The organism is Rugosimonospora africana (assembly GCF_016862975.1).
In the GTDB taxonomy this organism is placed as follows: domain Bacteria; phylum Actinomycetota; class Actinomycetes; order Mycobacteriales; family Micromonosporaceae; genus Rugosimonospora; species Rugosimonospora africana.
The window spans coordinates 1-25,902 of sequence record NZ_BONZ01000040.1; the positions used below are offsets into that span (position 1 = coordinate 1).

Sequence of the window (25,902 nt, forward strand, 5' to 3'; positions counted from 1 at the left end):
TGTCGCTGTCGCTGTCGCTGTCGCTGTCGCTGTCGCTGTCGCTGTCGCTGTCGCTGTCGCTGTCGCTGTCGCTGTCGCTGTCGCTGTCGCGGGACCGCGAGTGACGCGTGATGGTTACGGCAGTGGGGTTGCCGGAGACGGTCATTGTCTGTTCCCAGCACGGTGAGGATCCGCTCGACGAGGCGAGCGCCCGGGCTAGGACAGGGGAGTGGTCGTACTCGGCCGGGCGACCGAGGAGCCCTCGGCCGGGGGCGATCAAGATGTGACGGGGCAGGACCTAGCAGTGGCCGTCACTGACTTCTGTGGTGGGGAAGGCCGGATCGTCGCTGAGGAGGTCGACGTCGACAGACACGACCAGGCAGACCGGGTGGTCCCCGTGGGAGTTGGTGATTTCGTAGAGGTCGCCACGGGAGTCCGTGCCCACGGACTTCACCCTGAGTTCCGACGCGTAGCTGCGGCCGCGGCTGTCGCGTGCGCTGGCCGACAGGGCCTGGTCGACGTCGAAGATGTTGATGCCCAAGCCCTTGACCGGGGTCCGTTCGAGCTCATCCGCCGCCGAGTCCGCGGCATCCCGGACCTTGTCCTGGCCTGGGATCGTGGCCCGGTAGGCGAGATAGCCGCCGAGCGCGAGCACGACGAGGATGATCAGCCCGCCGATCACGTGCCTGTTGGTACCGCGGCTCGACGGTGCGTGCTCGACGCTCATCGTTCTCCAGCTCCTGATTCGCCGATGACGCCATCGAAGGTAGTGGACACGCACAAGCCGGGCCGGAGCCGGGCTGCGGCTCGCGACGTGACCGATGTGAGCGAAGTGGCGAAGTGGCCTGAGCGGGCCCGACTCGGCCCGGCGTCCCGAGGCGCCGTCCGGGCTCGGGAAGGTCTATGACAGTTGTCTTAGCGCCGATATCATGACGACTGTCATAACGCGGGAGGGCGCATGGACGTCGGATTCATCGGGCTGGGGCTCATGGGAGAGCCGATGGCGCGCAACCTCGTCCGGGCCGGCACGCCGCTGGTGGTGTGGAACCGGACCGCCGCGAAGTGTGAGCGGCTCCGGGCGGCCGGGGCGCGGGTCGCGGCCGATCCGGCCGGGGTGTTCGCGGCGGCGGACGTCGTCCTGCTCATGCTGGCCGGGCCGGAGGCGATCGACGGGGTGCTGGGTCGCGATACGCCGGGGTTCGCCGCGAACGTCGCCGGGCACACGATCGTCCACATGGGAACGACGACACCGTCGTACTCGCGCGGGCTGGAAATCGACGTGGTCGCGGCCGGCGGCCGGTACGTGGAGGCTCCGGTGTCCGGATCCCGTACCCCGGCCGAGGCCGGTGAACTCGTCGCGATGCTGGCCGGCGACCCGGCGGCGATCCGGGAGGTGCGGCCGCTGCTCGCGCCGATGTGCCGCGAGGCGGTCGACTGTGGACCGGTACCCAACGCGCTGCGCATGAAGCTCGCGGTCAACCTGTACCTCATCACGATGGTCACCGGCCTGGCGGAGGCGGTCCACTTCGCCGACCGGCACGGCCTGGACCTGCGCCAGTTCCTCGATGTCCTCGACGCCGGCCCGATGGCCAGCAGCGTCTCCCGGATCAAGGCGCACAAGCTTGTCGACCACGACTTCGCCGCGCAGGCCGCGGCGGCGGACGTCCTGATGAACAACCGCCTGGTCGCCGACGCCGCTCGCGAGTCCGGCCTGGCGTCGCCGCTGCTGGACGTCTGCCTGGAGCTGTTCACCGAGACGGTTGCCGCGGGGCACGGCGGCGCCGACATGATTGCCGTGGTCCGGGCGATCGAGGCGCGGACCGCCGAGCGCGCCGCCGGCTCTGAAGGGCCGGCGATCGGGAGCGATGCCGGGCTGCCGGTCGGCATCGGGTTGGGAGCCGGGAGCGACGCGGGGTAGGGAGCCGGGAGCGGCGCCGGATCAGTGGCCGGAAGCGACGCCGGGCCGGGTGCCGTGCGCGTCCAGTAGCGGCGACAACTGCGTGACCACGGTGTCGAGCACGCCGACATCGCGGTGGACACGCGTGAGCATGATGGCACCCTCCAGCGAGCTGAGCATCAGCGTCGCCAGGGAACGCGCCCGCCTCCGTGGCACGCGCATGCGGACCAGTTCGTCGACCACGGCCCGCTCCCACTCAGCGGCGGCGGCGCGCAACTGCTCGTTGACCGGGGAGTCCCCGCCGGCCAGGTCGGCGGCGGTCGCCATGACCGGGCACCCGCGTTCGTACCGGCGCGCGGTCAGGTCGTCCCGCCAGTAGGCCGCCAGGTGCGCGAACAGGCCGGCCGGGGACGGGTGCGCGGTGGTTCGTGGGTACCCGGCGACCCACTGCGCGGCGAACCGTCCCGACCACAGCAACGCCTCTCCGACGAGCTGGTCCTTGCCGCCGGGGAAGTAGTGCTGGAACGAGCCGCGTGCCGCGTTCGCGTGCGTGACCACCTCACGGACGCCGGTCGCCGCGACTCCGTGCGCACGCACCAGCTGTGCCGCGCTGTAGACCATCCGCTCCCGCGGCGTTCTCGTGCTGCCGGACATGAGCTCCCACCCGTTATGACAATTGTCATACCAGACTACAGCTCGGGCGGCAGTTCCCAGCCGGCGGAGCGGGCGGCGTCGCGGACGCGGGCCGCGGTCAGGTCGGGGTCGATGGTGTGCCGGGACGTCACACTCACGCCGGAGACCACGGTGGCGTACCGGTTCGCCGCGGCCAGCGGTACCCCGTGCGCGGTCGCGACCACGAGCCCGGCGAGATGCGCGTCGCCCGCGCCGGCGGTGCCGGCGACCGACTCGACCGGCAGGGCGGGAGTGTGGCTGAGGTTGCGCCCGTCCCACGCCCAGCTACCCTGCCGACCGGCCGTCACGACGAGCGACATCGCCGGGTTGGTCGCCGCCAGCCGGCGCACCACGGCCTCCACGACGGCGCCGGGCCCGCCGAGACCGCCGGCCGCGCCGAGACCGCCGTCTGCGCCGGCCGCGCCGAGACCGCCGGCCGCAGCGAGACCGCCGTCTGCGCCGGCCGCGCCGAGACCGCCGTCGCCGGGCCCGCCGAGACCGCCGAGACCGCCGGCCCCGCTCCCGGCCCCCACGGCACCGGCCTCCGCTGCGCGACCGGCGGACACGGCACCAGCGGACACAGTGCCGGCCGACACAGCGCCGGCTGACACACTGCCGGCGGACACCGTGCCAGCGGCTCCATCCGGGCCGCTCTCGAGCAGCGCCGTCGCCTCGTCGAGGTTCAGCGCCAGCAGGTCGACACGTCCCAACAGACCGTCGCGCAGCACCTGTTCCCACTCCTGCGACACGAACGTCGCCACCCGAAAAGCCTCGGCCGCGGTCGCGAGGTCCAGCAGCGCGGCGCGCGCCGCCACCGGTACCTCCGGCAGGGCCAGCGCGATCGCCCGACCGCGGTGCGCGTCCAGGACCGGCGCGGCGCGCGCGATGTCGGCCGGTTCGACGCAGTCGCTGGCGGAGCCGGCCGTGGTGATGTTGCCGCCGTCGCCGTTCGGGTACTGGAAGCAGACCGAGAACAGGGTGGGGCGGGGCGCCATCGCGACCAGGGACATGTCCATGCCCTCGGCGCGCATGGCCGCCATGGCGTCGCGGCCCGGTGCGTCGTCGCCGACCTTCCCGACCGGTACCACGCGGACCGCCGGGCCGAGCAGCCGCCGTACGTAGTGGCACACGATGTGCAGCTTGCAGTAGTCGCGCTGGTCGAGCAGTGTGGCGGCCCGGCTCTCCTCACGGCCCAGGGTGCGGTTGCCGGTCAGGGCGAGGAACATCCCCGAGCCGATGCCACCGGTGCCCACCACCACCTCGTACGCCGGCGCGTCGTGGCGGCCTGCCATGGCCGTCACCAGCCCACGCCGAGGTCCCACTCGGGATGCTCGCTGATCGGGTGCCGCGCGGTGTCCACGGTCGCGGTCAGCAGCGTGTCCGGGTGTTCCCGCAGCAGCGTCATCGGGTACTCCGCGGTGACCGGGCCGAACAGCGCCACCCGCAGCGCGGTCTGTTTCCACGCGCCGGTGTCGCTGAACAGCCGGATCCGTTTCGCCGCAAGGATCTCGGCGAGGCCGAGCGTCACCGACATCGGCGGGACGAACTGGTACGCGCCGCCGAACGTGCGTTGGGCGAGCGCGATGACGGTGTCCGGGTTGTTGTCCTGTACCCGTGCGGTCGACGCGCGCAGCCGCGCCACAGACAACGGGCTGTACGGGTTGCGGCGCGCCTGGTTGTACGCGACGTGCCCGTCCTGCCCCCAGCCGCCGTACACGAGGTCAGCCGGTCGGGCGAGCAGGTCGGCGGAGATGGCGGTGATGGTCCCCGGTTCCGGCCAGTGCCGGTGGTGTTCCGGCACGGCGAGCGCCGGGTCGACGGGTCCATAGAACTCGCGCTCCATGAATCCGCGGAAGCTGTACGGGTGGCTGCGCGGCAGCGGCTTGCCCTCCCAGTCCAGGCACTCGTCCATGTGGAACACCTCGACGTGGGTCAGGCTCATCCGTTCGGCGTTGACGAGCGCGGTGAACGGCTCGTACCAGCAACTCGGCCCGCACGGCAGGATCGTCCGCAGGGTACGCCCGGCGCGGCCGGCCGCCGCGATCTCGTCGACCAGCTCGCGGGCCATGAGCCGGCCCATCTCGGCGCTGTCGCGGCAGATGCGCAGCGCCATCCGGCGGTCCGGGTGGTCGGCCAGCTCGCCGGCCGGAATCCGGCACCAGCGCGCCAGATCCTCGGCGGGTATCGGGTCGGTCATCAGCGCACCTCCGGCAGCCAACGCGATTGGGCGTCGATCATCTCGTCGCACATCCGCCGGATCTGGTCGAGGTCCAGCAGCGCGGAGGTGAGCCGGTCGAGCGCGACCGCCGAATAGATGAGGTCGCGTGAGCGCTGCAGGTAGGCGGCCACCACCGTGTGCTGGTACCCGACGGAGGCGAGGTTGATGCCGGCGCACGGGGCGGGCAGCTCGCCGGCGTGGGTCGGCTGCACTCCGTTCGCGTCGACGAGGCAGGGCACCTCGACGCAGCAGCCGTCGGGCAGGTTGGTGATCAGTCCGGTGTTGGGCACGTTGCCGTAGATGACCCGCGGTGTGTTCGTGAGCACGGAGTCCACGATCCGGGCGGCGTACTCCTCGCTGACCGTGAGCCTTCCGCCTGCGAAGTCCTCGGCGAGCCGTTCCAGCTCCGCCTCGTTGTTGCCCCGGGTGATGTCGAGGTAGTCCCATCGCTGCGGCAGCAGCGCCGAGACCTGGTCGGGGGTGCGGCGGAAATGCGGGTAGTACTCGGACGCGTGGTGGCTCGACTCGGTCTGGAAGTAGCCGGTGAGGTTCATGACGGCGGTGCGTACGCTTTCCCGGCCACCGGCGTACCACTCGTCGATCTCGCGCGCGGGCTTCCGGTCGCCCCGGTGGTAGGCATTGACTGCCTCCCGCAGCTCGGGCAGCGCGTCCCGGCCCCGGTGCTTGAACTCCAGCATCCACGCCTGGTGGTTGATGCCGGCCGCCCGGAACGACCACTCGCCGGACTGGTAGCCGGCGATGCTCGCCAGTTCGTCGGCGGTGTGCTGAACCGAGTGGCACAGGCCGGTGACGTGCGCCCCGGCCTGGCCGGCGAACCAGCAGTTGATGGACATCGGGTTGGCGTAGTTGAGCAGCGGTGCGTCCGGGCACAGGTCGCTCATGTCGGCAATGATGTCGTCGAGCGCCTTCACCGACCGCAGGCCCCGGAACACCCCGCCGGGGCCGAGGGTGTCGCCGACGGTCTGGTCCACGCCGTACCGCCGGGGGATCTCCATGTCCACCGCGTACGCGTCGCGCCCGCCGACCTGGAAGCACACCACCACGAAATCGGCGCCGCGCAGCGCGGTCCGGCGGTCCGTGGTCGGTTCGATCCGGGCCGGCAACCGGTGTGCCTCCACCAGCCGCCGGGCCAACCGCTCGGTGCGGCGCAGGGACTCCGGGTCGATGTCCATCAGCGCGTACGTCGCGTCCGCGGTGCTCTCGAAGGACAGGAAGTCGTTCATCAGCTGGAGCGGGAACTCGTACCCGCCCGCTCCGATGATGGCGATGCGGGTCATGCGCTCTCGCTTTCCGATGGCTGGCCGCCGAGCCGCGGCACCAGCCGCCGGGCGTTGTCGCCGTACACCTTGCGCAGGACGTCATCCGGCAGGTCGAGCCCGGAGATGGTCCACCGGCCGAACAGCGGCGGATCATCGTCGGTGTGCGCGAAGCACTCGTCGGCCGTCTCCAGGAACCGGAAGTGCGTCGGGTACGTCTCGCCGGTGTGCGGCACCTCGTCGGTGCCGAACAGCACCCGGTCCGGGTGGCGCAGGCACAGCTGCCGTGCGGCGCGCGGCTGCCGGCCCAGCTGCGAGATGCGCGCGGCGATGTCGATGTTCAGGTTCGGGTACGTGGCCAGCATCCGGTCCACCCAGCCGAGGTTCTCCGCGTAGTTGCCGGCGTGCACCGCCACGAACGTGGTGTCCGGGTGCCCGGACACGACCGCCTCCATCGCCTCCATCAGCCGTTCGAAGGTGGGGAACCGCGGGCCGTGGAACGCCCAGTCGGGCCGGATGTTCAGCAACTCCAGGAACTCGTTGCGCTCGTCGACCGGGTCGAAGAACGCCTGCGGGTCGGCGGTGTGCCACCAGATCGGTACCCCCAGCTCCCCGGCGGCCGTCCACATCGGATCGAGCCGCGGGTCGTCGGGCAGCACCAGCGTGCCGTCCGCGTCCTCGACCGCCAGGCCGAGGTCCTTCCACACCTTCACCCCGGCGGCCCCCGCCGCGACCGAGTCGGCGAGATTGTCCACCAGGGCCTGCGGGCCGTCCGGGATCAGTGACCAGTCCACGTGGCAGAATGTCGCGAACCGTCCCGGGTACCGGGCGTCGAACCGGTCGAGGTTGGCCCGCAACTCCTCGCCCCACCGGCCGTCGAGGTTCACGAAGCCGTGGACGTTGTACGCCGCCATGGCGGCCAGGAACTCGTCGGCGTCCTCGACCAGGAAGCTGCCCTCGCGCCCCACCCACGCGGACAGCCAGCGACCCAGGTGGGTGTGCGCGTCGACCGCCGGGAACCGGGCGGACGACACGAAATGCTCGGGCAGCGTGAGACGCTGACGGGGTCGGTACTCGCGCAGCGGGATGTCGGCCGCGACCATCTCCATGGACCTCCTGTCGTGGTACCGCCGGTGGACTATCCGGCGAACGTGGCGGGCGGCAGTCCGGCCACCCCGGGCCGGTACCGGAACACCGATCCGGCCAGCGGTTGCCGGGCGCGCTGGTCGGCGGCCAGGCCCTCGGCGGCGGTGGTGATGAACAGGTCGCCGAAGTCCGCGCCGCCGAAGGCCACGCTGGTGACCTGGCTGACCGGGAGCCGGAGCTCGCCGTCGAGCACCCCGCCGGGGGAGTAGCGGCGCACCCGGCCGCCGCCCCACAGGGCGACCCACAGGAAGCCGTCCCGGTCGATGGCCATCCCGTCCGGCGAGCCGTCCTGGGACGGGAACGCGACCAGCGTCCGCCGATCGGCGATCGTCCCATCCGTGGGGTCGAAGGCCATCCGGTCGATCGTCGCCTTGCCGGTGTCGACGTAGAACATCTCGATACCCGGCGCCGACCAGGCCAGCCCGTTGGAGTTGGTGACGCCGGAGAGCATCTCCGTGACGGTACCGGCGGCGTCGAGCCGGTACAGCGCGCCCGTGCCCGGCGTACCGTCGTAGGCCAGGGTGCCGGCCCAGAACCGCCCGGCCGGGTCGCACCCGCCGTCGTTGAACCGGGTACCGTCCCGCTGCGCCGGTGCCGCCACGACCGGGCCGGCCGGGCGCCAGTCGTCGTCGTACGCCGCGAAGCCCCGCTCCACCGCGGCGATCCACCCGCCAGCGCGTCGTGGCGCCACCGCGCCGACCGGTACGCCCAACTCCCAGGTGCGGCGCGCCCCACCCACCGGATCCACCGCGTGTACCCGGCCGGCGAGGATGTCCACGAAGTACAACCGCCCGGTACGGGTGTCCCAGCACGGCCCCTCGCACAGCTCGCCGGCAGCGGGCACCAGGACGTCCGACTCATCGAGTGTCCTCATTGGACGATCACCGCCTTGACCGGTTCCATCGCCCCGCCGGCCAGCGCCAGGAAGACCTCCCGGGACTGCTCCAACCCGACCGGAGTCGTCCAGTCCAGGTCCAGCTCGGCCGCGAGCGCCAGAGCGGTCGCGAAGTCGTCGGGTGAGTACGCGAACGAACCCACCACCCGCTTCTCCTGGCGCACCAGGGCATTGCCGTCGAACCCTGGGTCCGGGTCCGCCAGGCCGAGCCACACGCAGGTGCCGCCTGGCCGTACCCGGTCGATCCCGGCCCGCCGGGTGACCGGCGAACCGACCGCGTCGATCACGGCGTCGAACTCGCCGGCCAGCTCCGGTTCGGTGGACGTGGCCCCGAGCCGCCGCGCCAGCTCCAGCCGCTGCGGCGACCGGTCGACCACGGTGACGTCGGCCAGGCCGTGCCGGCGCGCGACCAGCAGGCAGACCAGGCCGATGGTGCCGGCTCCGACGATCGCGACCCGGCCGGGGGCGGTGGCGTGAACCCCTCCGCGCGGGTCGAGCTGGTGCCACGCGTGCACCGCGTTGGCCAGCGGCTCGACCATCGCCGCCGTCTGCCATGACATCTCCGGCGGAAGCTCGTGCAGGGAGGTCGCCGGGACCACGACGGACTCCGCGAACCCGCCCGGCCGGTGCACGCCGAGCAGTTCCCGGTTCCGGCACAGTTGCGGGCGGCCGCTCCGGCACAGGTCGCACTGCCCGCAGCTGACGAGCGGGTTCACCACGACCCGCCGGCCCTCCGGCGTGGTACCGGCGAACTCGTGCCCCATGACCAGCGGCGGCTTACGGAACCCGGGCTGGCGGAAGCCGTGCAGTTCGCTGCCGCAGATGCCGGCCGCGCGCACGTCGAGCAGCACGTCACCGGCGTCCGGCCGGGGCCGGTCGACGTCCTGGAGTTCGACCTCACCGGGGCCGGTGAACACCAGTGCCCTCATGCGTGTTTCTCCCGTCGTGGTCTGAAGGGTTCGGGCATCACAGGGTCGGACATCACAGGGTCGGACATCACAGGGTCGGGCGTCACAGGGCGTCACAGGGCTCACATCGCGGTCAGCTGCCCGCCGTCCACCACGATCGCCGTGCCGGTGATGAACGAGGCGTCGTCGGAGGCGAGGAACGCGTACGCGGCGGCGACCTCGTCGGGGCGGCCGGTGCGGCGCAGCGGGATCTTCTGCTCGGCGTACCCGGCGGCGAAACCGTCGTCCAGGTCGCTCGCGATCTGTGCGTTCAACGGCGTCTCGATGTACCCGGGACACAGCGCGTTGACCCGGATGCCGTACCGGCCCAACTCCACCGCCATCGTCGTCGTCAGGCCCAGCACCGCGGCCTTCGACGCGTTGTAGTGCGCGTAGTCCGCCTCGCCGGCGAGCCCGTTGATGGAGGACATGTTCACGATCGAGCCGCCGGTGCCCTGCGCCACCAGCACCCGCGCGGTGTGTTGGGCGACCAGGAACATGCCGCGCAGGTTGACCGCCAGCAGCCGGTCCCAGTGGTGTGGCGCGATGTCGAGGAACGGCTCGCGCCACGCTGTGCCGGCGTTGTTGGCGAGCACGTCGATGCCGCCGAGGGCAGCGGCGGCGTCGCGGACCAGCCGCCCCGCCTCCGCCTCGTCGCTGACGTCGGCCGCGGTACCGGCGAGGTCGGCCGCCGTGTCGGTGACACCGCCGACCTCAGCCAGCCGGGCGAGCGCCGCCGCGACCTCGCCGGGATCGAGACCGCCGATGAAGACCCGGGCGCCTTCCTCCAGGAAGCGCCGGGCCGCCGCCTCGCCGATGCCGCTGCTGCCGCCGCTGACCAGTACGCGCCTTCCGCGCAGCCCACGCATGACTCTCCCCGCATGGCATTCCCGGGTTCTGGGCGCCGGGCCGTCCGACACTGCTGCGACGGTTCGCACGACCGTCCGATATACTGAACGCCATTCGCTATTTCGACACCAAACCTAACGACGGGCTCTCGTCCTGTCAAAGGTCGCTCAACGCCTTCGTTCACCTGAGTTTCCCGGGGGTATGAGTTGCCGCGCAGCGTCCCCGCCGCGAGTCGGGCCCTGGACATCCTCGAACTGTTTCTGCAGCAGCCGCTGCTGTCCGCCGCCGAGGTGGTCAGCCGGGCCGGGCTCGCCCGGACGACTGCGCACGAGCTGCTCGTCACGCTCGTGGACCGCCGGTACCTGGTCCCGGTGCCCGGGCAGCCCACCCGGTATCGGCTCGGCGTGCGCCTGTTCCAGCTCGGCAGCGTGTTCGCCGACCAGATCGACCTGGCCCGGGAGGCGCAACTGGCCGCGAACGACGTCGCCGCCGCGTGCGCCGAAACGGTGCACGTCGCCGTCCGGGAGGGCCGCGACGTCATCTACATCGCCCGGGTGGACAGCACCCATCCGGTACGCATGGTGTCGGCGGTCGGCCGTCACCTGCCGGCACACTGCACCGGCGTCGGCAAGATGCTGCTGTCCGGCCTCGCGGCGGAAGACTTCGACGCGCTGTACCCGCGGGGGCAGAAGCTGCCCGCGATGACGCGCGACAGCATCACGTCGGTGACCCGGCTGAAGTCCGTCCTCAAGCGGATCCGGCAGGACGGGCTGGCCTTCGACGACGGCGAGTCCAGCGAGGACGTCCACTGTGTCGCGGCGGGCGTGCGCGACCAAACCGGCGCGATAGTCGCCTCGATGAGCGTGTCCGTGCCGACGTCCCGGTGGAACGACAAGACCCGGGCCCGGCTGTCGGACCTGGTGCGCGACGGCGCCGCGCGGCTGTCCGACAACCTGGGCCACCGGCCGGGAGAAGGCTAGCCGTCTCTTCGCCGGCAATCCGTCCGCCCGCGCCGCGGCCGTGCCGCGGGTGTTCCCGGGGAAGGCGCTCACCGGACCGGCGCGCATGCCCGCAGCGGTTCGGGGATGAGGTCGCCGTGCGCCTTCATCATCGCGTCGCACATGTCCCAGATGTCGTCGACCCGGAGCGTCGCCGACGCGTTCGGATCCATCATCACCGCCTGCCGTACCATCCGCGCATCGTCGGACAGCGCCGCCCGGACGGTCAGCTCGCACACCGCGAGGAACGACGTGTTGAGCGCGGAACACTGCGGCGGCAGCGCGCCGACATGGTGCGGATGCAACCCGAGACCGTCCACTGTGGCCGGTACCTCGACCCCGGCGCCGTGCGGCAGGTTGGTGATGAGGTCGCGGTTGGCCACGTTCGCGTGGATGATCCGCGGCGTGCCGGTCACCATCGAGTGGATGACCTGCGGGGCGTACTCGGTGGCGCTGTGCTCCAGCGGTACCACCTCATCGGCGGCCAGCAGCGCCCGGGTCTGCTCGTACTCGGCCACGTTGCCTTCGCTGATGCCGAGGTACGTATCGACGGGGATGCGCAGCCGCTGCACCTCACGTTCGTCGTGCAGGTACCACGGCACGTACTCGGAGGAGTGTTCGCTGGTCTCGGTGGGGTAGTAGCCCAGCCGGCGGTACATGTCCACCCGTACCCGGCGGCGCAGCTCCGGGTCGGCGGCGATGCGCTCGTCCAGGCGCGGGTACAGGCTCTCGCCCCGGTGCTCCCAGCGCAGCAGCCACGCCTGGTGGTTGACGCCGGCCGCCCGGTACTCGGTCTCCGCGAGCGGTGCACCGACCAGCTCGCAGAGCCCGGAGACCGTCCAGTACACGCTGTGGCACAGGCCGACCGCCTTCAGCCGCGGCGCGATCTCGGACAGCCACCACACGTTCATCGCCATCGGGTTGGTGTAGTTGAGCAGCCACGCTTCCGGGCACACCGCCATCATGTCCTCGGCGATCCCGCGCAGCACCGGGAACGTGCGCAGCGCCCGGAACACGCCGCCCACGCCGAGCGTGTCCGCGATCGTCTGGCGCACGCCGAACGACTTCGGCACCTCGAAGTCCACCCGGGTCGCGTCGATGCCGCCGACCTGAACCATGTTGATGACGAAGTCGGCGCCCTCCAGCGCGGTACGCCGGTCGAGCGAGGCGGTGATGGTCGGGTTCACGTTCAGCTGGGCCGCGGCCTGCCGGGCGATGCCCTCCGCGGTCGCCAGCCGGTCGGGGTCGATGTCGTGCAGGGCGATGCGTACGTCGCCCAGTTCCGGGTAGCCGAAGATGTCCGCGAGCAGCTGCCGGGTGAAGACCACGCTTCCCGCGCCGACAAAGGTCACCGTCGTCATGTTGTTCCATTCCCTCCGGTGGTTGATGGGGCTCAGCCGGTTGATGGGGCTCAGCCCTTCACGGCGCTGGACGCGAGCGACCGGATGAACGTCCGCTGCGCGGCCAGGAACGCGATGAGCACGGGCAGTACCGCGATGAGGTTGCCGGCCATCACGGCCGACCACTCGGTGCGGTGCTGTCCCTGGAAGGTGGCCAGTCCGAGCTGCAGGGTGTAGTTGTGGTCGTTGTTGATGGCGATCAGCGGCCAGGTGAGGTCGTTCCAGGTGGCCAGGAACGTCAGGACCGCCACGGTGCCCAGCGCCGGTCGCGCCATCGGCACCACGACGTGCCACAGCGTGCGCAGCCGCGAGCAGCCGTCCATCCACGCGGCCTCCTCGACCTCGCGCGGCAGGGAGAGGAAGAACTGCCGGAACAGGAACACCGCGAGCGGGGTGACCAGGGACGGCACCATGAGGGCGCCGAGAGTGTCGACCAGCCCGAGGTCCTTCATGATGAGGAACGTCGGAATCATGGTGATCTGGAACGGGATCACCAGGGTGCCGAGCATCAACGCCAGCAGCGCCCGCGAGCCGCCGAACCTCAGCCGGGCGAACGCGTACCCGCCGAGGATCCCGAACACCAGGTTCCCGATGACGACCACCACCGCCACGATGGCGGAGTTGAGGAACCAGCGCGGGAACAGTGCGTTGTCCAGCACGTACCGGTAGCCGTCGAGGTGCAGCGAGTGCGGGATGATGGTCGGCGGGAACCGGTTGATCTGCGCGTTGCTCATGAACGAGCTGAGCACCAGCCACACCAGCGGCAGGCCGAACAGCAGCGACACCGGCGCCAGCACGAAGTGCCACGGGCTGAACGGCAGCCACCTGCGGCGCCTGTGGACCGGCAGTGTGGTCATCGCCGGCTCACCTTCCTCTCGTCGCCCCGGCGGATCAGGCGGATGCCGATGCTGAGCACCAGGAGGCCGAACGCCAGGACGTAGGCACCCGCCGCGGCGTATCCGGCGTTGAACACCTCGAACGCCTGCTGCCACACGAAGAACACCACGACCGTGGTGGACTCCAGCGGTCCGCCGCGGGTCGTCACGAACACCATGTCGAAGACCTGCAACGATTGCAGCGTCTCCCAGATGAGCAGGAACACCGTCATCGGTCGCAGCGCGGGCCACACCACGAACCGGAAGGTGGCGCCGCGCCCCGCCCCGTCGATGGAGGCCGCCTCGACCAGTTCGGCGGGGATGTCCTGCAGCCCGGCGAGGTAGACCACCACACAGAACCCGACGCCGCTCCACAACGCGATGAGCACCAGCAGGTACAGCGCCTGGCTCTTGTCCGCGAAGAAGCCCTGTGCCGGGATGTCGAACCAGTGCAGCACCGCGTTGGCGAGCCCGAAGTGCGAGTCGAAGATGAACGAGAACAGCACGCCCTGCGCGGTCGCGGACACCACGAACGGCACGAACACCAGCGTCCGGTACAGGCCGATGAGGCGCACCTTGCGGTTGAGAAGCAGCGCCAGGCCGAGGCCGCCGGCGATGCTCAGCGGCACGAACAGGGCCGTGTAGATGAGGGTGTGCCCGACGGCCGCGCGGAAGTTGGGATCGTGGCTGAGTGTTTCGTAGTTCTTCAGCCCCACCCACTGGGCGGGCGTGATCAGATCGCTGCTCTGCAACGAGAGCACCAGAGACCACACCATCGGCACGATGCCGAGCCCGAGAATGATGGCCACCGACGGCAGCACGTAGGACCAGGCGGTGCTCGCCTCGCCGTACCTGCGGCGCCGCAGTGACCGGGCCGGATCGCGCACCGGCTCCCGGTTCACCACGGCAACCCTGAACTGGGTCTTCACGATCGCGGCCGCTACGGGGTGGCCAGCGCGGCGTTGGCGTTCTTGGCGAGTTCGCTCAGCGCGCCCTCCGGAGTGCCCTGGCCGAGCAGCATCTTGACGATCGCCTGCCCCAGCGGTTCGGAGATCTGCGGGTACTTGCGGATCGTCGGGCGGGTCTTCGCGTAGGCGAGCGCGTCGGAGAACGGTTTCAGGCCCACGGTCGTGTCGACGTGCTGTTTCCACTCGGCCAGGTTGGCGGTGCTCTTGCGCAGCGGGAGGCTGCCGGCCTCGGTGGCCCACTGCACGTCCTGGTCGCCGGACGTGAGGAACTTGAGGAACTCCACGGCCGCCTTGACCTTCGCCTTCCCGTTGTCGAAGACCGTCCAGGTGTCCGGGCCGGCGATGGTGACCCGCTTCCCGCTGAATGTGGGCAGCGGAACGACACCGTAGTCGGACTTGGCCTCGATGAACACCGGCAGCTCCCACGGCCCGGTCGGGATCATCGCCATCTTGCCGCTGGTGAACACCTGGTACATCTGGTCGCTGCCGGGCTTGGTGTCGGCGTACACCGACTTGTCCGCGCCGAGCTGGTGGACGACCTGGAGCGCCTTGAGGCCGGAGTCGTTGTCGAAACCGATCTTCTTGCCCGATCCGTCCACAATGGACCCACCAAGGTCCCAGATGAGCGGGTAGATGCGCCAGACGCAGTCCTCGTCGCCAGCGGCGGGCCAGCCGGTGCCGAAGGTGCCCTTGGCCGGGTCGGTCAGCCGTTTCGCGGTGGCGACGTACTCGTCCCAGGTCCAGTCGCCGGTCGGCTCGGGCACGCCGGCCGCGGCGAAGATCTTCTTGTTGTACGCGACGCACAGGTTGTCGATGAGCGCGGGGAAGCCCCGTACCTTCCCGTCGACGGTCACCGCGTCGCGGGCGGCGGGGTAGTAGTCGTCCCAGTTCACGTCGGGCTGCGTGATGAACGGCTGGAGGTTGGCCACCTTCGGGCTGCGCGCCACGTTGGCGATGTCCGGACCGAAGATGTACGCGATGTCGGGGTACTTGCCCGAGGCCAGCGCGGTGGTGATTTTCTGGAGCATGCTGTCGGCCAGGACGCCGCCGCTGCTCGCGTTCACCTTGATTTTCGGGTTCTTGGCGTTGAACGCGGCGACGATTTTGTCGAGAGTGTCCTTGCCCTGGTTTTCCTGGCCGTGCCACATCGTGATGGTCACGGTGCCGTCGGCGCTCGCGCCGTCGTCGTCCGAGCCGCAGGCGCCCAGCAGCGGGCTCATGCCCGCCAGTGCGGCCAGGCCCAGACCGTTGCGGAGCAGTTCGCGCCGAGTCGGCATGCGTCCAGAGGGTTGTCGTACGGTCACCTTCGGGCCTCCCCTTCTGAGGGCTGCGGGATAGCGGTCTGTCGTGGGAGCGGAAACCCTTCCTGCCCTGCCCGGCTCCGGTGGGGGATAGAGCGGGTTCGGGTCGCGGCGGCCGATGGGTGACGCCGCGACGGATCAATGAGGCGCAGCTGTGTTCGCCATGTCGAACAGCGTCCGAGTTGGCGTCATCGGAATCTAACTGGACGGTTTTCGAGTGTCAACGATATGTGCGCATCGAGTGCGGATACCGCGCAACCGCGCGCGGTCAAGCGGTCGATCCTCGTGGCACCGAGCGTCGCTGCGCACCCCGCTCGCTGTCACGCCTAGAAAGTGGACAACTTCGCGCGGCACTTGAGCATCTATGCGCATACTGCCATGCTGAGTGCGTGCCCGACCAGCCCCGAATTCCCGCACCTTCCGCACGTGGCGAGGACCGGCCGCTGGATCTCCTCGTCGTCGGCGACGCCAACCCGGATCTGATCCTCAGCGGCGGAGACGTGGTGCGGGTACACCGAACGCCGGCACGCCCGAACACGCGCACGCCGAAACGCAAACGGTGGCGACAGCGGCCGGCAACCCGGGGATCGCCGGCCGGCCGGATCAGATCGTCAGTGCCACGTCGTCCAGGATGACCGCGCGGGTGAGGTTGTGCGGCGTGTCCGGGTCGAGTCCGCGCGACTCGGCGAGGGCCACCGCCGCGCGCTGGGCCACGACGAGCGAAGCCAGGGGATCGGTGCCCAGGTCGACCGCTGTGGCACCGACCGAGCGGACCTGCTCGGCCAGGGCCGGGTCGAGCGGACCGAGGGACCACACGACGGTACCGGGGCCGGACACGCTGATCGGCCCGTGCCGGTACTCCATGGCGGGGTACGCCTCGGTCCACGCCTGCGCCGCCTCGCGCAGCTTCAGCGCGGCCTCGCTGGCAAGCCCGACCGTCCACCCACGACCGACGAATGTCCACTGTGACGTCGCGGCGGGATCGACCGGCAGGTCAACGGTGAGCGCGCGCTCGGCGTCCACGATGGACGGCTCGATGTCGTCGCCGGCCGCGGCGCGCAGCAGCGTCAGGGCCGTGGTGGCGAACCGGGTCTGGACCACAGACCGCTCATCGGCGAACGGCAGCGGCACCACGGCGTCCGCCGCGGCGGCCACCGGCCCGTCGGGCACGGCGGTCAGCACCACGGTGCGCATGCCGGACGTCCGGCGCAGCAGTTCGGCGACCTCCGTCGTGGTGCCCGAGCGAGAGATTGCCACCAGCACGTCATACTGCCGCCGGGGCATCTCGGACGCCGCGAACGCGTCTGTCCGGCCGTGCCCGGCGTTCTCCCGCAGCGCGGCAGCCGCCTGCGCCATGTAGAGGGAGGTGCCACAGCCGACGATGCAGACGTCGTCACCGGGCGCGGGCAGGATGCCGGAGACGTCATGGGCGAGGGCGGCGGCCCGTCGCCACGTGCTCGGCTGGGTAGCGATCTCGTCCGCAGTAATGCTCATGACTGGATGCTCGCCCGCCGAATTTCGCGCTGTCAAGCGCATCGGGTCCCTTCATCGGCAAACCCGCGCAACTATGCGCAGGTACTTGCGTGTAAATGCGCGGACTGGAATGCTGCGTGCTGTGCCTCGCTCCGTCAGGCCGACCGATGAGACCATCTCGTCCATGGAACCGGTCCACAATCACCGCGATCCCGCGGTCGCCCGCAACGCCGCGACCCGCCGCAGGCACCGAGCCGACCGGTTCGGCTGGATCCTGCGGGTGCTCGCGGAAAACGGCAGCGTCGACGTCGCCGACCTCGCGGTCGATCTGGGCGTGAGCGAGGCGACGGTCCGGCGGGACCTGCGCTCGCTCGCCGACCAGCGGTTGCTCGAACGGGCGCACGGCGGCGCGGTTTTCCAGGGATCGGCCGAATTGCCGGTGCGCTACCGTGCCGGCCAGGCGCACGCGGAGAAGGTGCGGATCGCCCGGGCCGCGGCCGATCGGGTCGGTGACGGCGAGGTCATCGCGCTCACCGGGGGCACCACGACACTGGAGATAGCCCGGTTCCTCGCGCAGAGGGGCGAGGTGTCCGTGGTGACCAACGCGCTGAACATCGCGGCCGAACTCGCGGTGCGGCCCAACGTGAAGCTCATCGTGACCGGCGGGGTGGCGCGCGGTGTCTCGTACGAACTCGTCGGCCCGCTCGCGGACTCCACTCTCGGCAAGATAAACATCGATGTGGCATTCGTCGGCGTGGACGGGGTGGACCGGGACGCCGGCCTGACGACCCAGAACGAGACCGAGGCGGCGACGAACCGCGCACTCATCGAACGCAGCCGCCGAGCCATCGTGGTGGCGGACGCGAGCAAACTCGGTCGCGTGGTGTTCGCCGGGATCTGTCCGCTGTCGTCGGTCGCCGAACTCATCACTGACGACACCGCCGATCCCGAACAGGTGGACCGGCTGCGCACGGGCGGCCTGCGGGTGGCCGTCATCTAGTGCCCGCGCAGCCAGTGCTCTGGCCACGGACGCGCCCACATCCGTTGCGTCCTCCCACAACGGCGATTGTCCGAGGCGGGCGCAAGGAACCGTGATTGGCCCCCGGGCGTACGCCCCGGGGCTACCCCACCCCTCCGGCGATTAGCTCCGGGGCCGACGACGTCGCCGCCGCCGACCGGCACGGTTAGGCCGTGTGTCGAAGTGCTCGGTCGAGCCGAGGCGGGGTCCGGGCGGCGATCCGGCAAGGCGGCGGTTCGTCCGGATACCGGTGTTGTATCCGGACGAGACGACAACGCCGCCGGTCGGTGTCTGGATCCGCCGCAGGCCGGCCAGGTACTTCGACACACGGCCTAAGGAACGTTGTCTCCACGGGAGGGCACATGGCAGAACCACATGCAGAACCGAATGCAGAACCAGACACGGCGGGCGTCGACCGAGCACGACTGAGTCGCCGTCGCTTCCTCGGGGCCGGGCTGGCGGTCGCCGCGGCCGTGCCGGTCGGTGCCGCGATCGGCGGCTCGGTGGCTTCGGCCTCTCCGGGCCCGGCCGGTTCGAGTCGGACCGCTTCGGGTCGCACCGGTTCGGGTCAAAGCGTTCCAGTGCGGCCCAGGCTGCCCGCGCCGACCGGGCCGTACCCGGTTGGCACGGTGGACCTGCACCTGATCGACCCGTCCCGCCCCGACCCGGTAGCCGGTCCCGGGCACTACCGCGAGTTGATGACCAGCGTCTGGTATCCCGCCCGGGACGTGTGGCGGTACCCGCGGGCGCCGTGGATGGCCCCCGCCGCCCTGCGCGCGTTCCTCCCGTCCGGCGGGTTCGACCCCGACTCGGTGCTGACACCGATCACGGCCGGCCACCAGGGTGCCCCGGTACGCCGGATGGGCCAGCGGTCGCCGGTCGTGATGTTCTCGCACGGAGCGCACGATCACCGCAGCGACACCACCATCGTGGTCCAGGAGTTGGCCAGCCACGGGTACGTGGTCGTCACGGTCGACCACACCTACGATGCGTACAGCGAATTTCCCGGCGGCCGGCTCACCGTCCCGCAACTGGACGATCCGAGCACCGCGCTGGTCCCCCCGGACTTCGCGCGGGACATCCGGTTCGTCCTCGACCGCGTCGAGGATCTGGCCGCCGGACGCAACCCCGACACCGACCGCAAGCAGCTGCCGGCCGGCCTGGGCGACGCTGTCGACCTGGACCGCATCGGCATGTTCGGCTGGTCGAAGGGAGCGACCGCGACCGCCCTCGTGTTGACCGAGGACCCACGGGTACGGGCCGGGCTGAGCTTCGACGGCCCGATGGAAACCAACCCGCCGCTGACCACCGACGTGGACCGCCCGTTCATGTTGATGACCGCGGTGTACCCGCGCGCCACGCAGCCCAGCGTCGCCGAGTTCTGGTCGCACCTGACCGGGTGGCGGCTCAACGTTCAGGCCGACGGTGCCGTTCACGGCTCGTACACCGACACCCAGGCGCTGATACCGCAACTGGTCGACGCGGTCGGGATGAGCGACGAGGAACTCCAGGCATGGATCGGCACCCTCGACCCGGCCCGAGCGGTACGCATCCAACAGGCGTACCCGCTCGCCTTCTTCGACCTTCACCTGCGTCACCGCGGCCACCTGCTCGACGGCCCGAGCCCGGCGTTCCCGGAAGTGAAGTTCATTTCCTGACGCGAGGGGCCGCGGCGCTCACCTCCGGCGCCGCGGCCCTCACCGCGCTACCGGGCCAGCAGCGCGCGAAGCGCCTTCACCACCTCCGCGGGAGCCTCCTCGGCCATGAAGTGGCCGCACGAGACCGTGCGGTGCTCCAGGTCCGCGGCCCATGCCCGCCACAGCCCGGCCGCGTCGTACCCGAGCGCGGCGCCCCAGTCCTGTGCCAGGACGGTCACCGGCATGGCAAGCCGGTTGCCCGCCGCGCGGTCGGCCCGGTCGTGCTCCACGTCGATGCCGGCCGATGCCCGGTAGTCGGCCACGATGGACGTGACCGCGTCGCGGGACGCGGCGAGGTACGCGGCCCGTACCTCGGGCGGGATGGCGTCCCGGTCGCGGATCCACGCATCGAGGAAGTGCCCGAAGAAGTCGTCCGAGCTGGCGCTGATCATCTTCTCGGGCAGGCCGGGCGGCTGGGCCATCAGGTAGAGGTGGAAGCCGACCGCGGCGGTGGTTCCGCGCATGACGTCCCACATGTCCGGAGTGGGCAGGACATCGAGGGCGGCCAGGTGGGTGACGGCGCCGGGGTGGTCGAGGCCGGCGCGGATCGCGACCAGAGCGCCGCGGTCGTGTCCCGCCAGGGCGAAGCGCTCGTGGCCGAGGGTACGGGCCAGGGCGACGATGTCGGCGGCCATGGTCCGCTTGGAGTACCGGGTCCCGTCGGTGTCGGCGGGCTTGTCGCTGGCGCCGTACCCGCGCAGGTCGGGGCAGATGACGGTGTGATCGGCGGCGAGGTCGGCGGCGACGTGCCGCCACATGAGGTGGGTCTGCGGGAAGCCGTGCAGCAGCACGATCGGGCTGCCCGAACCGCCCACGGCGGTGGTGAGCGTCACGCCGTCGGCCACGGTGACGCGCCGGTAGTCGAATCCGGGGATGGTGAGGTTCACGGGATGCCTTTCCGGGCGGGGTCTCGAAGGAGTACGGGTTCGAGCCTGCCCGGCACCGATGAGCGGCGGATCAGCATTGGATGAGCGGATCAGCGTTGGATGAGGGATCAGCGTTGGATGAGGGATCAGCGTTGGATGAGTGGCCCCACCGGGCGAGCACAGTCTCGAGTAGGCGCTGCCAACCGATTCGGCCGATCTACATTGGGTGCCATGACCAGGCAGGCAGTGGCCTTCGGGGTGCTCGGGCCCGTGGAGGCGGCCGGCGACCGAGGCCCGGTCCCGCTGCGGGGTTCCCGCCAGCGTGCGGTACTGGCCCGCCTGCTGATCGCCCAGGGCCGGGTCGTGCCGGTCGACCGGCTCGCCGACGACCTGTGGCGGGAGCCACCGGAGGGCGCGGTGGCGGCGATCCGTACCTTCGTCGCCGACCTGCGCCGAGCCCTGGAACCCGGCCGGGCGCCCAGGGAGCCGGCCCGGCTGCTGGTGACGGCACCGCCCGGGTACGCGCTGCGCGTCGAGCCGGACTCGGTGGACGCGTGGCGGTTCGAGGCGGCGGTGGTCGACGCGGGCCAGGCACTCACGGCCGGTCGGGTCGGACAGGCACTGGCTTCACTGGACGGTGCGCTGGGCCTGTGGCGGGGGCCGGCGTACTCCGAGTTCGCCGGGGAAGCCTGGGCCCGCGCGGAGATCGACCGGCTGGACGAGCTGCGGATGCTGGCCGTGGAACGCCGAGCCGCGGCGCTGCTGGGGCTGGGTCGTTCCGCTGAGGCGGTCTCCGATCTCCAGGCGCATGTCGCCGGGCACCCGCTGCGCGAGGATGCCTGGCAGCTGTTGGCCACCGCCCTGTACCGCTCGGGGCGCCAGGGCGATGCGCTGGCGGCCCTGCGCCGTGCCCGGGCGACGTTGGTGGCCGAACTCGGCGTGGACCCCGGCCCCGGCCTTCGGCGGCTGGAGTCCGACATCCTCGCCCAGGCGCCACACCTGACTCCGGGGGAAGCCGCGCCCGTCGTTCCCGTGCCGGTCGTTCCCGCGCCGGTCGTTCCTGCGACTGTCGCTCCCGTGCCGGTCGTGCCCGAGGAGGCCGGCCCCGGAACGGCCGCCCCCGGAACCGTCACCCCCGGGGAGCCGTCGCGGTCGCGGCGTGGCGCATTCGTCGGCCGGGGCGAGGAATTGACCACCCTGTACCGGCTCGCCGAGGGTGTTGTCCGGCATCGCGCGCCCGCGCTGGCCCTGATCTCCGGAGAGGCGGGCGCGGGCAAGACGGCGCTCGCCGAGGCGCTGACCCGGCAATTGTCGGCCGGTGGCTGGACCGCCGCGTGGGGCCGCATTCCGGAGTACGAGGGTGCGCCGGCGGCGTGGCCCTGGGGGCAGATCGCGGCCGCCCTGGAAGCGAGTGCCCCGGAAGCGGGTGCCCCGGAACCGGCGGGACTTGAAGCGGGCGCCCCGGAAACGGGTGCCCCGGAAGCGGGCACCGGCGAGGCACCGGGCGCCCCTGGCAGTCCCGGTGCGGACCCCGCCGCGGCGCGGTTCCACCTGCGCCGCGCCGCGGCGGTGCTGCTCACCGCGGCGGCGGGCCGGAGCCCGGTGCTGGTGGTGACCGACGACCTGCACCGGGCCGATGAAGACACCCTCGACCTGCTGACCGCCCTGTTCGCCGAGCCCGTCGCGGTCACCGGCCCGGTCCTGGTCGTCGGAACGTTCCGTGCCACCGAGGTCGGCCCGGAGCTGACCGGGGCGCTGGCGCGGTTCGCCCGGGCCGAGCCCGTGCGGGTCTACCTGAGCGGGCTGTCCGGGGAGGAGACCGGCGAACTCGCCCGCGCGGTGGCCGGAGCGGACCTCGACGAGCCGGCCGTACGGCTAATCCACCAGCGCAGCGGGGGAAACCCGTTCTTCGTCCGCGAGCTGGCCCGGCTGCTCGCCACCGAGGGTGGCGCGGCTCTGGGCGGCGCGGCTCTGGGCGGCGCGAGTCTGTTCAAGGTACCGCCGGGGGTACGCGACGTCATCCGGCACCGCCTCACGAGGCTGCCGGACGCGGCACAGACCGTGCTGCGGCAGGCATCCGTGCTCGGCCGGGACGTCGACCCGGACGTGCTGGCCGCCCTCGCCGGCGACGGGGCACCGCTGCTCGACGCCCTGGAGCACGCGCTGCGGGCCGGATTCCTGACCGAGTACGGCCCGGACGGCAGGCTCCGGTTCACCCACATCCTGGTGCGTGACACGCTGTACGCCGACCTGTCCGCCCTGCGCCGGGCACGCTGGCACGCCGCTGCCGGGGAGGCCCTCGAACGGCTGTACCCGCACGACGTCGCCACCCTCGCCCACCACTTCGTCGCGGCGGCGAGCCCGGGCACCGCCACCCGGGCCGCGCGCTACGCCGGGGCGGCCGCCGCACAGGCCGAACGCGTGAACCCGCACCAGTCGGCCCGCCTCTGGCGCCAGGCCGTCGAGGCCCACGACCGGGCCGGCGGCACAGACTCTCGCGGAAGGCTGGCCGCTGTCATGGGGCTGGGCCGTACCCTCGCCGTGACCGGCCATCTGGACGAGGCGCGCCGGTACCGGCTCGACGCGCTGGCCGCCGCCGAGAAGCTGGACGATCCGGCGCTGACCGCGAGCGTCCTCGCCGCGTTCGAGGTACCGGCCAGCTGGACCCGCAACGACGACGAGCAGCTGTCCGGCCAGATCGTCCGCGCCGCAGAACGCATCCTGGACACCTCGACCGGCCGGCAGCCCGAGCAGCGCAGCCGCCTGCTGAGCACCCTCGCGCTGGAGTTGCGGGGCACCACCACGGACGGTGGGCGCCGGGCGGCGGCGGAGGCGGAAGCCCTGGCCCGGACTGCGGGCGATCCGGCCCTGCTGGCGTTCGCCCTCAACGCCCGCTTCATGCACACCTTCCACCGGACCGGTCTGGCCGCCGAGCGCGCCCGGATCGGCGCCGAACTGGTCGAGGTCGCGGCCCGGAGCGATCTGGTCACCTTCGAGGTGCTCGGCCACCTCGTCCTGCTGCAGGCGCACAGCGCGCTCGCCGACTTCGTGAGCGCCGACGCCCACGCCAGCGCCGCCGACCGCCTCGCCGACCGGTACGACCTGCCGCTGGTGAGCGTGTTCACCGGTTGGTACGGCGGCCTGCGGCTGGCGGTGGGCGGCCGGACCGCCGAGGCGGAGGCCGCGTACCGGGCCGTGGCCGGGCGCCTGTCCGGCAGCGGGATGCCTGGCATGGAACGGGGGCTGCCGGCGCTCGCGTTGTTGTCGGTGCGCCTGACCGGCGAGCGCCTGACCGGCGCGCCCCCGAACCCGCGGCGCGGACCGGCGCTCGGGGGCGACGGGTGGGCGGGCTGGGATTTCGGCCCGGAACAGCCCTGGGTACGCCCGCTGATCCTGCTGTCCGACGGCCGCGAGGACGACGCGGCGGCCGCGCTGCGCGGCCTTCCAGCCTCGCCGCACGATCTGCTCCGCGAGGCCCGCCTGTGCCTGGCCGCGCGGGCGGCCGTCGCCCTCGACGACCGTGCCACGATGCGGTACCTGCACGCCGAGCTGCTGCCGGCCGCCGGGGAACTGGCCGGCGCGGGCAGCGGGGTCCTCACCCTCGGCCCGGTCGCCGACCACCTCGACGCGCTGGCCGCCGCGCTCGGCTGAGTCAGCGGCGGTCGGGCGAGCGGGGTCGGGCCAGGGGCGGTCGAGCCGGCGGCGGTCGGGCCAGGGGCGGTCGGGCGAGCGGCGGTCGGGTCACGGGCTGGATACCATCGTCACCGTGAGCGGCACGATGATCGTCAAGGGGTTGACCACGGGTCACGGCGGAGAGGAGCTGTTCTCCGGGCTGGACCTGGTGATCGCGCCGGGTGACGTCATCGGGCTGGTCGGGCCGAACGGCGCGGGTAAGTCCACGCTGCTGCGCACGCTCGCCGGACTGCACGACCCGGACGACGGGGCGATCGCCCTGAACCCGCCGACCGCCACCGTCGGCTACCTTCCGCAGGAGCCGGAGCGGCGCCCGGGGGAGTCGGTGGGGGAGTACCTGACCCGGCGCACCGGCGTGGCCGCCGCGCAGTCCAGCCTCGACGCCGCGACCGAGGCCCTGACGGCCGGCCAGCCCGGTGCGGACGACGCGTACGCGGTCGCCCTGGAGCGCTGGCTCGACCTGGGCGGGGCGGACCTGGAGGCGCGTGCCGAAGCCGTCGCCGCCGACCTGGGGCTCGGCGTCACGCTCGGGCATCCGATGACCGGCCTGTCCGGCGGGCAGGCGGCCCGGGCCGGTCTCGCCGCGCTGCTGCTGTCCCGGTACGACATCTTCCTGCTCGACGAGCCGACCAACGACCTCGACCTGGACGGCCTGGCCCGGCTGGAGTCGTTCGTCACCGGCCTGCGCGCCGGCACCGTCGTGGTGAGCCACGACCGGGAGTTCCTGACCCGTACGGTCACCCGAATCCTCGAGCTGGACCGGCCGCAGCACCAGATCCGGCACTACGGCGGCGGGTACGAGTCGTACCTGGAGGAGCGCGAGGTGGCCCGCCGGCACGCCCGCGCCGACTACGAGGAGTACGCCCAGACGAAGACCGATCTGGAGGCACGGGCCCGCACCCAGCGCAACTGGATGGAGCAAGGCGTGCGCAACGCGCGCCGGAAAGCCACCGACAACGACAAGATCGGGCGCAAGCTGCGGGCCGAGGCGACCGAGAAGCAGGCGGCCAAGGCGCGCCAGACCGAGCGGCTCATCGAGCGGCTGGAGGTCGTCGAGGAGCCGCGCAAGGAGTGGCAGCTGCGCATGGAGATCGCCGCGGCGCCCCGCGCCGGGGCGGTGGTCGCGGCCCTGACCGGTGCGGTGGTCACCCGCGGCGCGTTCACCCTCGGCCCGGTGAACCTCCAGGTGGACTGGGCGGACCGGATCGCGATCACCGGACCGAACGGCGCCGGCAAGACCACGCTGCTCGGCGCGCTGCTGGGCCGGGTGCCTCTCGCGGCCGGCACGGCCATGCTCGGTCCCGGCGTGGTGGTCGGCGAGATCGACCAGGCTCGCCGGCTGCTGCTGGGCGACGAGTCGCTGCTCGACGCGTTCCGGGCGGCGGCCGGGGACTGGGCGCCCGGCGAGGCCCGCACGCTGCTGGCGAAGTTCGGGCTGCGCGGCGAGCACGTACTGCGGCAGGCCGCGACGCTGTCGCCGGGGGAGCGCACCCGCTCGGCTCTCGCCCTGCTCCAGGCGCGCGGCGTGAACCTGCTGGTACTCGACGAGCCGACCAACCACCTCGACCTGCCGGCCATCGAGCAGCTCGAGTCGGCGCTGGACGGGTACCCGGGCACGCTGCTGCTGGTCACTCACGACCGGCGGATGCTGGACGCGGTACGCGTCGACCGCCGGGTGCACGTCGAAGCGGGACGGGTGAGCGCGGGCGGGTAGCACTGTGTGAGTAGCGCGT

Annotated in this window: 21 protein-coding genes; 6 read left to right on the top strand and 15 right to left on the bottom strand. The window is 71.8% G+C overall.

Annotated features, from left to right (window positions below):
* Nucleotides 1–277: 277 nt before the first annotated feature.
* Nucleotides 278–661: a hypothetical protein gene (locus Raf01_RS21495; protein WP_203919758.1), complete on the bottom strand. Its 384-nt coding sequence runs from the start codon at nt 659–661 to the stop codon at nt 278–280.
* Between the two features lie 276 nt (nt 662–937).
* Between Raf01_RS21495 and Raf01_RS21500 the strand changes: the two genes are divergently transcribed.
* Nucleotides 938–1,897: an NAD(P)-dependent oxidoreductase gene (locus Raf01_RS21500; RefSeq protein ID WP_203919759.1), complete on the top strand. Its 960-nt coding sequence runs from the start codon at nt 938–940 to the stop codon at nt 1,895–1,897.
* Nucleotides 1,898–1,918: 21 nt separating this feature from the next.
* On the opposite strand, the gene Raf01_RS21505 is transcribed toward Raf01_RS21500, so the two are convergent.
* The 8 genes from Raf01_RS21505 to Raf01_RS21540 form a co-directional block, all read right to left on the bottom strand.
* Nucleotides 1,919–2,530 carry a TetR/AcrR family transcriptional regulator gene (locus Raf01_RS21505; protein WP_203919760.1) on the bottom strand — a complete coding sequence of 204 codons (612 nt, stop codon included), beginning with the start codon at nt 2,528–2,530 and terminating at the stop codon, nt 1,919–1,921.
* A gap of 35 nt (nt 2,531–2,565) precedes the next feature.
* A complete protein-coding gene (locus Raf01_RS21510; protein WP_203919761.1) occupies nt 2,566–3,840 on the bottom strand; it encodes a PfkB family carbohydrate kinase in 1,275 nt (424 codons plus the stop codon).
* Nucleotides 3,841–3,845: 5 nt separating this feature from the next.
* Entirely contained in the window at nt 3,846–4,745 is a 900-nt protein-coding gene (locus Raf01_RS21515; protein WP_203919762.1) for a sugar phosphate isomerase family, read from the bottom strand.
* Nucleotides 4,745–6,064, bottom strand: a complete 1,320-nt coding sequence (melA, locus tag Raf01_RS21520) for an alpha-galactosidase (protein ID WP_203919763.1) — start codon at nt 6,062–6,064, stop codon at nt 4,745–4,747. The genes Raf01_RS21515 and melA overlap by 1 nt, the downstream gene beginning before the upstream one ends.
* A complete protein-coding gene (locus Raf01_RS21525) occupies nt 6,061–7,152 on the bottom strand; it encodes an amidohydrolase family protein (RefSeq protein ID WP_203919764.1) in 1,092 nt (363 codons plus the stop codon). Before Raf01_RS21525 ends, melA begins: the two co-directional genes overlap by 4 nt.
* A gap of 29 nt (nt 7,153–7,181) precedes the next feature.
* Nucleotides 7,182–8,063, bottom strand: a complete 882-nt coding sequence (locus Raf01_RS21530) for an SMP-30/gluconolactonase/LRE family protein (RefSeq protein WP_203919765.1) — start codon at nt 8,061–8,063, stop codon at nt 7,182–7,184.
* Nucleotides 8,060–9,013 carry an alcohol dehydrogenase catalytic domain-containing protein gene (locus Raf01_RS21535; protein WP_203919766.1) on the bottom strand — a complete coding sequence of 318 codons (954 nt, stop codon included), beginning with the start codon at nt 9,011–9,013 and terminating at the stop codon, nt 8,060–8,062. Before Raf01_RS21535 ends, Raf01_RS21530 begins: the two co-directional genes overlap by 4 nt.
* 101 nt (nt 9,014–9,114) lie before the next feature.
* The gene (locus Raf01_RS21540; protein WP_203919767.1) at nt 9,115–9,900 is read right to left on the bottom strand and encodes an SDR family NAD(P)-dependent oxidoreductase; all 786 of its coding nucleotides are present in this window, start codon (nt 9,898–9,900) and stop codon (nt 9,115–9,117) included.
* A 186-nt stretch (nt 9,901–10,086) separates the two neighbouring features.
* Between Raf01_RS21540 and Raf01_RS21545 the strand changes: the two genes are divergently transcribed.
* The gene (locus Raf01_RS21545) at nt 10,087–10,860 is read left to right on the top strand and encodes an IclR family transcriptional regulator (RefSeq protein WP_203919768.1); all 774 of its coding nucleotides are present in this window, start codon (nt 10,087–10,089) and stop codon (nt 10,858–10,860) included.
* Nucleotides 10,861–10,928: 68 nt separating this feature from the next.
* Here the strand turns inward: Raf01_RS21545 and Raf01_RS21550 are convergent, their stop codons facing one another.
* From Raf01_RS21550 to Raf01_RS21570, 5 genes are all read right to left on the bottom strand, one after another.
* On the bottom strand, nt 10,929–12,239 hold the full coding sequence (locus Raf01_RS21550) for an alpha-glucosidase/alpha-galactosidase (RefSeq protein ID WP_203919769.1): 1,311 nt from the start codon (nt 12,237–12,239) through the stop codon (nt 10,929–10,931).
* Between the two features lie 50 nt (nt 12,240–12,289).
* The gene (locus tag Raf01_RS21555) at nt 12,290–13,135 is read right to left on the bottom strand and encodes a carbohydrate ABC transporter permease (RefSeq protein WP_203919770.1); all 846 of its coding nucleotides are present in this window, start codon (nt 13,133–13,135) and stop codon (nt 12,290–12,292) included.
* Nucleotides 13,132–14,082, bottom strand: a complete 951-nt coding sequence (locus Raf01_RS21560) for a carbohydrate ABC transporter permease (RefSeq protein WP_239133795.1) — start codon at nt 14,080–14,082, stop codon at nt 13,132–13,134. Before Raf01_RS21560 ends, Raf01_RS21555 begins: the two co-directional genes overlap by 4 nt.
* A gap of 11 nt (nt 14,083–14,093) precedes the next feature.
* Nucleotides 14,094–15,398: an ABC transporter substrate-binding protein gene (locus Raf01_RS21565; RefSeq protein WP_203919771.1), complete on the bottom strand. Its 1,305-nt coding sequence runs from the start codon at nt 15,396–15,398 to the stop codon at nt 14,094–14,096.
* Nucleotides 15,399–16,025: 627 nt separating this feature from the next.
* Entirely contained in the window at nt 16,026–16,916 is an 891-nt protein-coding gene (locus Raf01_RS21570; protein WP_203919772.1) for an SIS domain-containing protein, read from the bottom strand.
* Between the two features lie 163 nt (nt 16,917–17,079).
* Between Raf01_RS21570 and Raf01_RS21575 the strand changes: the two genes are divergently transcribed.
* Together Raf01_RS21575 and Raf01_RS21580 are read left to right on the top strand one after the other, a co-directional pair.
* The gene (locus tag Raf01_RS21575) at nt 17,080–17,895 is read left to right on the top strand and encodes a DeoR/GlpR family DNA-binding transcription regulator (RefSeq protein ID WP_203919773.1); all 816 of its coding nucleotides are present in this window, start codon (nt 17,080–17,082) and stop codon (nt 17,893–17,895) included.
* Nucleotides 17,896–18,494: 599 nt separating this feature from the next.
* A complete protein-coding gene (locus Raf01_RS21580) occupies nt 18,495–19,571 on the top strand; it encodes an alpha/beta hydrolase family protein (RefSeq protein WP_239133796.1) in 1,077 nt (358 codons plus the stop codon).
* A gap of 47 nt (nt 19,572–19,618) precedes the next feature.
* On the opposite strand, the gene Raf01_RS21585 is transcribed toward Raf01_RS21580, so the two are convergent.
* Entirely contained in the window at nt 19,619–20,497 is an 879-nt protein-coding gene (locus Raf01_RS21585; RefSeq protein WP_203919775.1) for an alpha/beta fold hydrolase, read from the bottom strand.
* Between the two features lie 210 nt (nt 20,498–20,707).
* Between Raf01_RS21585 and Raf01_RS21590 the strand changes: the two genes are divergently transcribed.
* Together Raf01_RS21590 and Raf01_RS21595 are read left to right on the top strand one after the other, a co-directional pair.
* Entirely contained in the window at nt 20,708–24,127 is a 3,420-nt protein-coding gene (locus Raf01_RS21590) for an ATP-binding protein (RefSeq protein ID WP_203919776.1), read from the top strand.
* A gap of 115 nt (nt 24,128–24,242) precedes the next feature.
* Complete coding sequence (locus Raf01_RS21595) at nt 24,243–25,883, top strand: ABC-F family ATP-binding cassette domain-containing protein (RefSeq protein WP_203919777.1); 1,641 nt, start codon at nt 24,243–24,245, stop codon at nt 25,881–25,883.
* The last annotated feature ends 19 nt before the right edge of the window (nt 25,884–25,902 follow it).

Excerpts from the sequence above, each read along its gene's own strand:
- Raf01_RS21500 (WP_203919759.1), top strand. The coding sequence starts at position 938 with ATGGACGTCGGATTCATCGGGCTGGGGCTCATGGGAGAGCCGATGGCG.
- Raf01_RS21505 (WP_203919760.1), bottom strand. The coding sequence starts at position 2,530 with ATGTCCGGCAGCACGAGAACGCCGCGGGAGCGGATGGTCTACAGCGCG.
- Raf01_RS21510 (WP_203919761.1), bottom strand. The coding sequence starts at position 3,840 with ATGGCAGGCCGCCACGACGCGCCGGCGTACGAGGTGGTGGTGGGCACC.
- Raf01_RS21515 (WP_203919762.1), bottom strand. The coding sequence starts at position 4,745 with ATGACCGACCCGATACCCGCCGAGGATCTGGCGCGCTGGTGCCGGATT.
- melA (WP_203919763.1), bottom strand. The coding sequence starts at position 6,064 with ATGACCCGCATCGCCATCATCGGAGCGGGCGGGTACGAGTTCCCGCTC.
- Raf01_RS21525 (WP_203919764.1), bottom strand. The coding sequence starts at position 7,152 with ATGGAGATGGTCGCGGCCGACATCCCGCTGCGCGAGTACCGACCCCGT.
- Raf01_RS21530 (WP_203919765.1), bottom strand. The coding sequence starts at position 8,063 with ATGAGGACACTCGATGAGTCGGACGTCCTGGTGCCCGCTGCCGGCGAG.
- Raf01_RS21535 (WP_203919766.1), bottom strand. The coding sequence starts at position 9,013 with ATGAGGGCACTGGTGTTCACCGGCCCCGGTGAGGTCGAACTCCAGGAC.
- Raf01_RS21540 (WP_203919767.1), bottom strand. The coding sequence starts at position 9,900 with ATGCGTGGGCTGCGCGGAAGGCGCGTACTGGTCAGCGGCGGCAGCAGC.
- Raf01_RS21550 (WP_203919769.1), bottom strand. The coding sequence starts at position 12,239 with ATGACGACGGTGACCTTTGTCGGCGCGGGAAGCGTGGTCTTCACCCGG.
- Raf01_RS21555 (WP_203919770.1), bottom strand. The coding sequence starts at position 13,135 with ATGACCACACTGCCGGTCCACAGGCGCCGCAGGTGGCTGCCGTTCAGC.
- Raf01_RS21565 (WP_203919771.1), bottom strand. The coding sequence starts at position 15,398 with ATGCCGACTCGGCGCGAACTGCTCCGCAACGGTCTGGGCCTGGCCGCA.
- Raf01_RS21570 (WP_203919772.1), bottom strand. The coding sequence starts at position 16,916 with ATGAGCATTACTGCGGACGAGATCGCTACCCAGCCGAGCACGTGGCGA.
- Raf01_RS21575 (WP_203919773.1), top strand. The coding sequence starts at position 17,080 with ATGGAACCGGTCCACAATCACCGCGATCCCGCGGTCGCCCGCAACGCC.
- Raf01_RS21590 (WP_203919776.1), top strand. The coding sequence starts at position 20,708 with ATGACCAGGCAGGCAGTGGCCTTCGGGGTGCTCGGGCCCGTGGAGGCG.